At 46.5% G+C, this 12,317-nt stretch carries 9 protein-coding genes; 6 read left to right on the top strand and 3 right to left on the bottom strand.

The window, feature by feature from the left end:
* Positions 1-356 precede the first annotated feature (356 nt).
* Positions 357-4,568, top strand: coding sequence for an Ig-like domain-containing protein (locus GC102_RS11730; protein ID WP_171689695.1), 4,212 nt, complete (start codon positions 357-359; stop codon positions 4,566-4,568).
* Positions 4,569-4,620: 52 nt separating this feature from the next.
* On the opposite strand, the gene GC102_RS11725 is transcribed toward GC102_RS11730, so the two are convergent.
* The gene (locus GC102_RS11725) at positions 4,621-5,511 is read right to left on the bottom strand and encodes a LysR family transcriptional regulator (RefSeq protein ID WP_171689694.1); all 891 of its coding nucleotides are present in this window, start codon (positions 5,509-5,511) and stop codon (positions 4,621-4,623) included.
* A gap of 170 nt (positions 5,512-5,681) precedes the next feature.
* On the opposite strand from GC102_RS11725, the gene GC102_RS11720 reads away from it, so the two are divergent.
* From GC102_RS11720 to GC102_RS11700, 5 genes are read left to right on the top strand one after another with little or no spacing between them, the layout of a single operon-like run.
* A complete protein-coding gene (locus GC102_RS11720; protein WP_171689693.1) occupies positions 5,682-7,061 on the top strand; it encodes a GntP family permease in 1,380 nt (459 codons plus the stop codon).
* A gap of 24 nt (positions 7,062-7,085) precedes the next feature.
* The gene (locus GC102_RS11715; protein ID WP_171689692.1) at positions 7,086-7,871 is read left to right on the top strand and encodes a 3-hydroxybutyrate dehydrogenase; all 786 of its coding nucleotides are present in this window, start codon (positions 7,086-7,088) and stop codon (positions 7,869-7,871) included.
* A gap of 41 nt (positions 7,872-7,912) precedes the next feature.
* Positions 7,913-8,620, top strand: a complete 708-nt coding sequence (locus tag GC102_RS11710; protein ID WP_171689691.1) for a CoA transferase subunit A — start codon at positions 7,913-7,915, stop codon at positions 8,618-8,620.
* Positions 8,617-9,297, top strand: coding sequence for a 3-oxoacid CoA-transferase subunit B (locus GC102_RS11705; protein WP_171689690.1), 681 nt, complete (start codon positions 8,617-8,619; stop codon positions 9,295-9,297). Before GC102_RS11710 ends, GC102_RS11705 begins: the two co-directional genes overlap by 4 nt.
* Positions 9,290-10,474, top strand: a complete 1,185-nt coding sequence (locus GC102_RS11700; RefSeq protein WP_171689689.1) for an acetyl-CoA C-acetyltransferase — start codon at positions 9,290-9,292, stop codon at positions 10,472-10,474. The genes GC102_RS11705 and GC102_RS11700 overlap by 8 nt, the downstream gene beginning before the upstream one ends.
* An 89-nt stretch (positions 10,475-10,563) precedes the next feature.
* Here the strand turns inward: GC102_RS11700 and GC102_RS11695 are convergent, their stop codons facing one another.
* The gene (locus GC102_RS11695; RefSeq protein ID WP_171689688.1) at positions 10,564-11,463 is read right to left on the bottom strand and encodes a fumarylacetoacetate hydrolase family protein; all 900 of its coding nucleotides are present in this window, start codon (positions 11,461-11,463) and stop codon (positions 10,564-10,566) included.
* Between the two features lie 74 nt (positions 11,464-11,537).
* A complete protein-coding gene (locus GC102_RS11690) occupies positions 11,538-12,311 on the bottom strand; it encodes an SDR family NAD(P)-dependent oxidoreductase (protein ID WP_171689687.1) in 774 nt (257 codons plus the stop codon).
* Positions 12,312-12,317 lie beyond the last annotated feature (6 nt).

The raw sequence follows: 12,317 nt of genomic DNA, 5'->3' as shown, positions 1-12,317 counted from the left end.
ATGCGAGAAGACTCTTCGTATTCTGGAATGATTCCGCTGAGGAGAAGCTTATTTCTTTCCAAAACCAAACGATTCGTTTGGGGGGCAATGAATTACGATGTGAGATTGTGGAATAAGCAGTTGGTAGTAGGGGGCAGCAAGGCTGCTCTGTGTTCAAGTCGGCACGGAACAACCCTGTTGTTTTCTTTTTAGATTGAAAGTGAAACGCTTACATTATTGAATTTATTAAGTATAAGGGAGCTCCATTAATGAAAATGTTATCGAGCGGAACATTCTTGTTTCGAATATTCCTATTCCTGTGTATCGAAAGCGGTTACATTGCTTGAATTATATAATAATGAAAGGGTGGATGCATAATGTATAAAAAGATAATGTCGGGGCTCATTTTATGTACTCTTCTAGTTTCGTTGTTACTCCCGCTACCGAAAGGATTTGCCACTGGAAGTACAGGCGTCCTTCAGTTCCAGGATAATTTCAGTACAGGGATGTCACTGTGGAATGGAATTAACGGGTCATGGGTCGTTGATAATGGCGCACTTCGCGTTACAACGTCCAGCTCGAACAATATTGAGATGAAAGGGGCGAATTCGGTTTGGCAGGATCAAATCGTTGATTTCAGGCTGAAAATCTTGGAAACGCCGGGAGGTGGATTTACAAGAGTATTTACGAGGTATATTAGCAATACCAGCAATTTGAGCTTGATGATCCGGCCTATCGGGTTAAGTTATACCATTAATGGGTCTAGCGAGGTGTCCCTTTCCGGCTATAAATTTACCGTTGGCAGTAACTACGACATCAAGATGAATATATCGGGAAGCACGGCAACCGTATATGCAAAAACTGAATCGGAAACCAATTATACGAGTGTAGGAACGATTACGGGTGTACCCGTTCAAAGCGGGAAGGTCAGATTTTCAACCTTCAACGATAAAGTGCAGATCGATAATGTAAGCGTTTCGAATTTGCGTGATTCGGCTTTTATGGCAAACGGAAACATATTGTCTTCTTTAAACGTGGGAAGTCAATCCAATTTGCAATTAATAAATGCGACTGGAAATTCGGTTATATGGACTTCTGGCGATGCGGCGAAGGCAACTGTTGATGGAAACGGTGTGGTTACCGGATTAAGCAGAGGACTAGTTACTATTACTGCCGCTACGGCAGACAATTTGTCGCAAGTGAAATTCGATATCTATGTAAAAGATCCGGTGGATTCCATAGGGGTATTGCAGTTCCTGGACGATTTCAGCAATGGCATGAATCTATGGAATCCTGTACAGGGGACTTGGATGGTTGATAATTCTCGCTTATCTTCGACAACAACCGCTTCCTCTCTGATTGAACTCAAAGGGGCGAATGCACAATGGAGAAATCAGACGATTTCGATGCGGTTTAATCGTGGAGACAATTTGGCCGGAAACTTCATTTCCATTAAGCTTAGATATGTGAGCGAATCCGATTACACACGGCTGCTGATCAGGGGGACCGGGTTAAGCTATATTAAAGCAGGCGGTACGGAGCAGTCTTTTTATTCCGCAGCATTTAATCAAGGGATAGATTACGATATCAAACTGGCTGCTTTGGACGATTCGGTTCAAGTATATGTAAAAAGCGCAGCGGATGCTGATTATACGTTTGCGGGAGCGATTTCCAACGTTGCGTATTCATTTGGCAAGGTGCAGTTGACTACTTACAATCTAAAGGCGACTATTGACGATATTAAAATTTGGAACCATGAAAGCTCGAAGTTAGTCATGGGCACCAAGCTGGCCGCTTACGCCAGAGGAAATAGCGCGCCTATTCCGATCACCAATAAAACTGGCAAAAATGTCGTATTGAGCTCAAGCAACCATGCTGTAGCAACAGTCGATCAAACTGGTGTTGTTACAGCCGTCGCAAAGGGGCAGGCTACTATTACCGCTGCAACGTATGACGGTTCTTATCAAGATAAGAGTGACGTTGTCGTCTATGTCCGGCCAACAGGCGTTTCCCTAAATAAGGCCAGTACTTCGCTATATGTTGGGGAATCCGAGGAACTTACAGCGACGATCGCTCCAACTGATGCCGATAACCCGTTTACCGTATGGTCAATCAGCGACCCATCCGTGGCAAGCTTGGTCGGCGGAGCAAGCAAGTCCAGAGCCATCAAAGCGTTGTCCGCCGGGACGACGACGGTTACTGTTACTACGGTAGACGGCGGATTTTCGGCCACAACCCAGGTTACGGTGAATCCTATACCGGGTCCAACCGTTTCATCGGCGGAATTCCAGATCGATACGACTCCGCATGCTTTGTCGCCCTATCTATTAGGGGTGCATAACGAACAAGTTTTAAAAATCGGCAGGGTGACCGACTTTCAACCTGCAAGCCATGATAATCTCGGCATGGAGCTCAAGCTGCAAAACGTGCGTGGTCCGGATGGAACAGGCGCCGATTTCTACATGTACAACGAAGGTACCCTTATTAATTCGAAGGATCCGCGTTATCAGCAATTTTACGGAAATAAAACGATCGGGGCTATTGAAAATGTAAGCTTAAAGCCGGGCTTCCCTGGGCTATCCCTTGCGAATTCGTACCATCTGGCCAATACTTTGGGTGTGCCGTACGTATATGACTTGAATGTCATCTCACAGTCGGTTGATGAAATTTTGACTCAAATTCGGGAGATGAAGCAGCTGACAACCCAGCCTATTTATGTGGAAATGGGCAATGAGCTATATTCAATTTTCTTTGATAAAGCGTTCCCATCGGTAAACGAGTACATTGCAAAATGCAAATTGATTTATCAGGGCATCAAAAACATCGACCCAACCATAAAAATTGGTATTGTCGCGGTCGCGAAAGACCTTGAAGACAGGATCGCGGCTGACCCCAATAATCAGCCAGATCCTAATGTCGACTGGGGAGCAACGCAAGGGGGGCGGGTTGCTGCTTGGAACCAGAGCCTGGCGCAAGACACCAGTTTCTACGATGCGATCATCGTCCATGTGTATTCCCCTATTCCGTATCTGAATGATTTGACGAACAGCAAGATGATGGACTATTTGTATACGTATAACCAAAGCGCATTGGAAGGGCTCATCATTCAAAAAAATCAATTCCCGGGCAAGGAAATGTGGGTAACGGAATGGTCCTCGCTTCCGACGGTCATTTTCGGAGAGACGGACTTGAACGAGAAGGCACGCAAACAGTTCATGAAGACACCAGGATTTGCGATCCACAGTATGGAACGGGTGCTGCAAATGATCGAGTCAGGCGCAGTGACGATTACCGACGTTCACGCGATGGTGGATACTCAGGGGTTTGGAATCGTGCAGCAAGCATCGAATGGCGATCTCGTCAAATTACCGAATTTTCATGTATTTAAAGCATTAGGTGATTTGCTTGACGCAAACAGCAGTTACTACAAGATTAATCTCGCACAGGGCAACGTTCAAAATGAAAAGCTTCGCTTTATAGCAACGAATGTATATTATAATGTCGCGGATGTTGGCGCGTGGGGATTCGGCGATGCAAGCGGCATTAAGAAGGTCGTATTTGCCAACCGCACGATGAACCCGGTTAACGTATCCGTACCAGGAGCGGCTCTCAAGACGAATTGGATATACGGGGGAGAAAATCCTTTGCCGGATTACCTCACCAATCCAAATGCGAGCTGGCTGGACGCTCCTCAGGTCAATCCGTTGCCAGAGACACCTGTCTCAAGTTTTGCCGGACAGATCCAATTGAAGCCTTATTCGATGACAATCGTGGACATTGCAGACATGACAGTGCCGACTGCATCGGTCGCATATAGCAGCACAACACCGACCAATGATATTGTAGTAGCGTCCATTACGCCAAGCGAACATGTAACGATCACGAACAACGGGGGGGCAAACAGCTACTCGTTCATCATGAACGGCAGCTTTACTTTTGAATTTGTTGATGATGCAGGCAATCAAGGTACTGCGACCGCAACCGTAAACAACATGATTACGAAAAGCAAAGGAGTGCCGGGAAAACCTGATCTGTCTAATGACAATGGGTATGATACCGGCATTCAGGACGGCAATTACAGGGTGAAAATGGATATGTGGTGGGGAGATAACGGTAGAATCTATAAGCTGTATGAAAATGATGTGCTCATCGATACCCAAATTCTTGTGGATAATTCACCGAGTGCCCAATCTACCGTAACGTCTGTTACCTACAAGATGAATGGGACCTACCGCTACTACGCTGAACTCACCAATACTTTTGGCACAACGAGAAGTGACATTATGACCGTTATCGTTACTCAGGCAACACCGGCTAAACCGGTCCTTTCCAATGACAACTGGGATGGTGACGGCAACTTCAAAGCCACCATGAACATGTGGTGGGGTACGAATGGAACAACGTATCATTTATATGAAAACGGCGTTCTAATCGATACGCAAACACTTTTGGATAAAACACCCAATGCTCAATCAGCAGTAACGACCGTAGCAAATAGAGCAATAGGCACCTATGAGTATCGCGCGGAGCTCGTCAACTATGCAGGAGCCGTATCCAGCGATAAGATGATTGTAAAAGTAACTAAGTAATACTCATCTTCGAATGACCTCAGACCCCAACAGTAAGTGAATGTTGGCAGAGTCAGTTCTCTGTTTCCGACAGCTCTTGGCTAAACGAAATAAACTCACGCATAGCGTAAGAGACGTAATGATCCTTAGGCCAAATAATGACTAAATTCCAGGGAATAGAAGGCTCTGTTAAAGGTAACGTAAGTACTTCGGGACAAGTGATTTTACTGCAAATCGTCTCGGGTATGATGGAAATGCCTGCATTCGAAGCAACCATTTCAGCCAAAAGGTCCCATTGCGAGCTTTCGTAGACAACGGAAGGATCGAATCCAACGGATCGACAGGCATGAATGACATGGTTTCGAACGGCATAGCCGCTAGGAAACAGGATAAAGGGTTCATTTCTAAGCTGCAGGAGTGATACACTAGGTTGCTCAGCTAGCGGATGAGAACGATGGATGATGAGCGCTAATTTTTGAAAGAGAAAAGGCAAGGTTTCAAAGTTAGACGTATCTACTGGCCCTACCACCACACCAAGATCAAGCTTTCGATTTTGCACAAGGCTTTCTACATTCTTAGCGCCTTCTTCGACAAGTTGGAAGTGGATATTTGGATGTTTAATTTGGAACTTTGCGATAACTCGTGTAAAGAAAACGGAACCAACTACTGGGGGTAACCCTATGGTAATGGTTCCTTTTTTTAGGTTGGAGACATCATCTAATAGGTGATGAAGATCTTGGACAGCCTGCACGATGACTTGAATCTGTTGAACGGCGATCTCTCCCGAGTCCGTCAATTGAACATATTTACCTGAACGATCAAATAAAGTAGCGCCCAGTTCTTCTTCTATATTTTTCACCATTTTACTCAGTGTAGGTTGTGTGAGGTGAAGGGCTTCGGCTGCTTTGGTAAAATTCATATGTTTAGCAATTTCAAGCAGATAAGTTAACTGGCGTAAATCCAAAGGATCATCCCCGACCTATAGCGATTTTTCATGATTGTCATTCCAATTATGAATTTTACCTGTTGAGAATCTGCATGTAAACTGAAATTAATCCAAATGTAATTGAAGCTGTTTATTCATACCAGACAAGTTGGAAGCGCTTTACAATTGACTATAAAGGAGAACAAAACATGTTTATTGAGATTGTAGCGATTGTGTTATCCTTAGGCCTGCTGATGTTTTTTGCTTACAGAGGCTACCCAGTCATCGTGTTCGCACCTATTTTCACCTTGCTGGCTGTATTGATTTCGGGAATTGCTTTAATGCCGAGCTATACAGAAGTGTATATGGTGAACGCAGCGAATTATGTGAAAAACTTTTTCCCGATTTTCTTATTGGGAGCTGTGTTCGGTAAAGTGATGGAATTGAACGGTGCGGCATCCTCCATTGCGCAATCGTTAGTGAAGGCATTGGGATCCAAAAGAGCGATGCTTTCCGTTGTTCTTGCGTGTGGCATCTTAACGTACGGCGGTGTTTCTTTATTTGTGGTAGCGTTTGCAGTGTATCCTTTCGCTGTTTCGATCTTCAGAGAAGCGAATATTCCAAAGAGATTGATTCCCGGCACGATTGCTTTGGGAGCGTTTACTTTTACGATGGATGCGCTGCCAGGAACACCACAAATTCAAAATATAATTCCTACAACTTATTTCGGAACGGATTCTTATGCAGCTCCAATCCTTGGTATTATCGGCGGTCTTATCGTATTTGGTCTAGGGCTGTTCTGGTTGGAACGCAGACGTAAGCAAGCGGAAGCTGCTGGTGAAGGCTATGGTTCAGGACATAAGAATGAGCCTGAGGGGCTAGACAATCAGAAATATCCAAATCTCTGGGTGTCTATTATCCCATTGGTGCTGGTCCTGCTATTTAACTACTTGCTGAGCAGAGGCTTCTTAACGGTAAATAACTGGTATTCAGCTGATCTTTTGAAAACGTTTAATATTGCCAACGTAAAAACAGTATCGTCTTCATGGGCATTGATCGTAGCCTTGTGCATAGGTATTCTTTCTGCAATCTGCATTAATGCACGCGTTGTTCAAAGCAAATTGGCAACGGGCTTGACGGCGGCAGCAATGGGGGCGCTGCTTGCTATTTTCAACACAGCATCTGAGGTAGGCTTTGGTAATGTTGTAAAAACCCTCCCAGGATTCAAAGCTATTCAAGGCTGGATTCTAGGATTAAGTTCTCACCCGCTTATCTCTGAAGCCATTTCAGTCAATATATTGGCCGGCGTAACGGGCTCCGCATCAGGAGGGCTGTCCATCGCCTTGGAAGTCATGGGCAAGCAATATTTGGCCGCAGCAAACAATGCAGGGATTAGCCCGGAATTGTTACACCGAATTGCTTCGATGGCATCAGGTGGTATGGATACGCTCCCTCATAATGGTGCGGTCATCACACTCCTTGCCATTACAGGACTCACACATCGACAATCATACAAGGATATTTTCGCAATTACGGTTATCAAAACAGTAACTGTTCTAGTGCTCGCGATCATTTTATCGATTTTTTAAAAGTTCAAGATGGAGGTATGCGCAATGGTTAGGTTCTTGGAAAATAGAGTCGCTTTGATAACAGGGGCAGCAAGCGGTATTGGTCTTGAAATCGCACGCACTTATGCACGGGAAGGAGCCAAGGTGGTCATTTCCGACATCAATGGTGAACAAGCGAATCTGTCTGCGCAGCAGTTGCAGCAAGAAGGCTTTGAAGCTTTAGGGGTCAAATGTGATGTAACGCAGGAGCCGCAATTTGTCGAAGCTATTGAAACCGTTGTTCAAACCTATAAACGTCTGGACATTCTCGTCAATAATGCAGGGCTGCAGCATGTTGCACCCATTGAGGAATTCCCTGTAGAAAAGTTTGAATTCTTGATAAAGGTTATGCTGACAGGCGCTTTTATCGGCATCAAGCATGCCTTCCCTATCATGAAGGAACAAGGCTTTGGCCGGATCATTAATATGGCTTCGATCAACGGAGTGATTGGATTCGCAGGCAAAGCGGCCTATAACAGCGCAAAGCACGGTTTGATTGGCTTGACGAAGGTAGCGGCTCTGGAAGGTGCTGCTCACGGCATTACGGTGAACGCACTGTGCCCGGGTTATGTAGATACACCGCTCGTTAGAGGGCAGCTGCAGGACTTGGCGAAAACACGCAATGTTCCTTTAGAAAGTGTTCTTGAGGAGGTTATTTACCCTTTGGTTCCACAAAGACGCCTCTTAGCTGTAGAGGAAATTGCTGATTATGCGATGTTAATTGCTAGTGACAAATTGCGAGGTGTAACGGGAGCTTCACTATTAATCGACGGCGGTTACACAGCACAGTAAATATAGATCAACCTAGGGATAGGAATAGGAGATGGATCATCATGAATAAAATATGTTCTTCCATGGAGGAAGCTGTTGCGGATATTCGTGACGGAGCTACGTTAATTGTTGGCGGTTTCGGGCTTTGCGGGATTCCTGAGAATTTGATTGCGGCGCTTAAAGCGCAAGGAACCAAAGATTTATGCGTAGTTAGCAACAACTGCGGGGTCGATGATTGTGGGCTAGGACTATTGCTGGCCAATAAACAAATCAAGAAAATGATTTCCTCCTACGTGGGAGAAAACAAAACGTTTGAGCAGCAGTTTTTAAGCGGGGAGCTCGAAGTGGAGCTGGTTCCGCAAGGAACGCTTGCCGAACGAATTCGCGCTGGCGGAGCCGGCATTCCTGGGTTTTATACAGCTTCAGGCGTAGGAACTTTAGTCGCAGAAGGCAAAGAGCACAAAACATTTGAAGGACGCACCTATTTGTTGGAAAGAGGGATTGTTGGTGATTTTGCCTTGGTCAAAGCTTGGAAAGCGGACCCGCTGGGCAATCTAGTTTTCCGCAAAACATCGCGTAACTTTAATCCGTTGGCAGCAGCTGCTGGGAAAGTGACGATCGTTGAGGTTGAAGAAATTGTGCAGGTAGGCGAGTTGAGCCCGGACGATATTCATACGCCAGGTATTTATGTGCAGCGGATTGTAAAGGGTGCGTCCTATGAAAAACGGATTGAGCGTCTCACTGTTCGAAGTAAGGAGGTATCGGCATGAAAAATGACCGTTTAACGATTATTCAATGTGCCGTTGAGGAAATTAAAGAGGGCATGTATGTCAATTTAGGCATTGGCTTGCCTACACTTGTCGCCAATTATATACCGCCAGAAATGACGGTTATGCTGCAATCGGAAAATGGGCTTCTGGGCATCGGTGCCTACCCTTACGTAGGAGAAGAAGATCCGGATTTGATTAATGCCGGCAAAGAAACGGTAACAGCTGTGGCGGGCGCTTCTTTTTTTGACAGCGCAGAATCGTTCGCTATGATCCGGGGCGGCCATATTGACTTGGCCATTCTTGGCGGAATGGAAGTAGCGGAGAACGGTGACCTTGCCAACTGGATGATTCCTGGAAAAATGGTGAAAGGGATGGGCGGGGCTATGGATTTGGTCAACGGCGCCAAACGGATCATTGTCATCATGGAACATGTGAATAAAGCAGGGGAGTCTAAGGTTAAAAAGGCATGCACCCTGCCACTGACAGGCAAAGGTGTAGTGAATCGTCTGATCACGGATTTAGCCGTTTTTGATTTTACAGATGAGGGCATGGTGTTATCGGGTATACACCCAGGTGTCACGATGGAAGAGGTTCTCGCCAACACGGAAGCGCGTTTTACAATTAGTCCTCTTCTTCAAAATGAACTTCAGATGAGCAAAGGAGATCGTTATGAGTAGAGAAGTCGTCATCGTTAGCGCAGTTCGAACAGCCGTTGGCAGCTTTCAGGGAGCATTGGCGGACATATCTGCTCCGCAGCTGGGCAGTACGGTTATTCAAGAGGCTCTGAAGAGAGCTAATCTGGTTGACAGCCAAGTAGACGAAGTCATCATGGGTAACGTGCTTCAGGCTGGACTTGGGCAAAACCCAGCCCGGCAAGCTTGGCTGAAGGCGGGGTATTCGCAATTCGTTCCAGCGATGACGATTAACAAGGTGTGTGGTTCGGGCCTGAAGTCCGTCATGCTGGCGGCACAGTCTGTGAGCCTCGGAGATGCGGATATCGTGGTGGCTGGCGGTATGGAAAATATGACGCAGGCGCCTTATCTGCTGCCCGGGGCTCGTTCGGGCCTGCGGCTTGGTGACAGCACCATGGTCGATTCGATGATTAGGGATGGATTATGGTGCGCGATGTGCGACATTCATATGGGCATCACGGCTGAGAATATAGTGGAGCATCATAACGTTACACGTGCAGAGCAGGATGAATTTGCTGCGTGGAGCCAACTAAAGGCGGAGCAGGCGATTGCATCCGGAAGATTCAAAGATGAGATCGTACCTGTAGCCATCCCGCAAAGAAAAGGCGATCCGTTGCTATTTGCGCAAGATGAGTTTCCTCGGGCGGGTACAACAGCTGAAGTGCTGGGCAAGCTCCGTCCTGCTTTCAAAAAAGAGGGAACGGTTACCGCTGGCAACGCCTCTGGCATTAATGACGGAGCCGCTTCGCTGGTTGTTATGTCTGCGGATAAGGCTAAGGTGCTTGGGCTTAAGCCGTTAGCTCGGATCAAAGGCTATGCGAATGCTGCCTTAGATCCATCCATGATGGGAATGGGACCCGTTGATGCTGTTCGTAAACTGCTCCGTAAAACGGGAGTCCCACTCGATAGCGTTGATCTATTTGAGCTGAATGAAGCATTTGCTTCGCAGTCTTTAGCCGTTGGCCGCGAGCTGGGCATCCCACGGGAGAAATTGAATGTCAATGGAGGATCGATTGCCATTGGACACCCGATTGGTGCAAGCGGAGCCCGTATTCTGGTTACGCTGCTGCATGAGCTGGAGAAAAGAGATGGTAAGCTGGGGATAGCTGCTTTATGTATTGGCGGCGGACAAGGCGTTGCCATGTTGGTGGAGCGTGGATAAATGGAAAGAAGCAAAAGAGCAAGCTGCTGTGGCTTGCTCTTTTGCTATATAGTGGAGCTTTTGGATTCCGATTAAAAAACGAAAACTAGTTACTCGTTAACCATGCGATTAGTTAAGCTGCCTAATTTCTCGATAGAAATCGTCACGACATCGCCGTCTTTTAAGTATACGCGCTTATCAACTGGATCGCCTAGCACAACACCTTCCGGTGTACCTGTTAGAATGATATCTCCCGGATATAGCGTCATATGCTGAGAAATATAGCTGACAATTTCGTCACAGTGGAAAATCATATCCGCCGTGTTCGAGTTTTGGCGTACTTTGCCGTTGACCGTGGTGCTGATCTTGAGGTCATTCGGATTGCCAACTTCATCCGCAGTCACTAGATAAGGACCGAGTGGACTGAAGTCATCGCACGATTTGCCAAGCAGCCATTGCTGGGTCCGCATCTGTAAATCACGCGCAGAAAGGTCATTCACACAGCAATAACCGTATACGTGTTCCAAGGCTTGTTCTTTGGAGATATACTTGGCCTGCTTACCAATTACGATAACTAGCTCAGCTTCGTAATCGACCTCCTTGGTTACACGAGGTAGTGCAATGTCATGCCCGTGCCCAGTAAGCGTATTATTAAATTTGTTGAAAAGAATCGGGTATTGCGGGATCGGGGCATTCGTTTCTTCAGCATGCTTGCGATAGTTCAGACCTACGCAAATGATTTTGTTAGGATGCGTAACGCAGGGGCCGTAAATCATTGTCTCTTCGCTTAGCAGCAAGGAAGCACGGTCATCGCGCTCTAGGACAAGATTAACAAGGTTAAGTAATGCATCGGTAGCGGATGCCCCGCCATTAATGGCTTCGTGAACAGTGGTAGGGACTGTGAATGCTGGCGACAGCTGTTTGACAGCTTGAACGACATCTAGCACGCCAAACTCGGTTTGGACGCCAAGGGTGAATGTATCCTTATTTTTAAAAGTAAGCAGTTTCATTAGAAAACCTCCTGAATAAATGGATGAGTGAATGTTTAAATGAGTAAATAATTGAATAATTGCAGGCCGTCTACTTAAGCGTTCTTGCCGAAAGTCACGCCTCCGTCAATATATAACGGTGAACCCATCATGAATTTGGAATCGTCTGAAGCGAGGAACAATGCCGCTTGTGCGACGTCTTCCGGACGGCCCAATTCGTTGCTTAGCTGTCTAGTTTTTAATGAGGCGATGGCAGCTTCTGGGTCGTCATAGGAAGTGCGGAGATAATTTTCTACGAATGGGGTTAAAATGGTCCCCGGCAGCAGCGCATTCACCCGGATGCCATAGGCGGCATAATCCACCTGCATGGATTTGGTCAATGCGAGAACAGCGCCTTTGGTTGCTGCGTAAGATGCCCGGCGGGCCAGACCTATTTCAGCGATACAGGAAGACATGTTAATAATAGATCCGGATTTGCGCTCCATCATGTGGGGCACGACATACTTAGAAGGTAAGAATACACCTTTGACATTAACGCTCATGATGCGGTCCCAAGCGTCAGGTTCCAGCTCATGAAGCGCGCCTACGCCGCTAATTCCGGCATTGTTGAAAAGCACGTCAATACGGCCATGTGCCTGTATGATTTGATCTACCATCTGACTGACGGAGTCCGCTTGGGTAACGTCCGCTTGTATATACGTAGCAGCTCCGCCAGCCCCGATAATTTCATCCGCTGTCTCCTGTCCTTTGACGACGTCGAGATCGTTCACGATGACTTGCGCACCTTCTTGTCCAAATAAGAGAGCAGTACTTTTGCCAATTCCTGATCCTGCACCTGTGATGAGAATGACTTTGTCTCGTAATCGCATGAGAAT

It is taken from the genome of Paenibacillus germinis, from assembly GCF_013141785.1.
GTDB classification, from domain to species: domain Bacteria; phylum Bacillota; class Bacilli; order Paenibacillales; family NBRC-103111; genus Paenibacillus_E; species Paenibacillus_E phytorum.
Note: the sequence above shows the minus strand (reverse complement) of the source record. Positions and strands in the feature narration are given on the sequence as shown.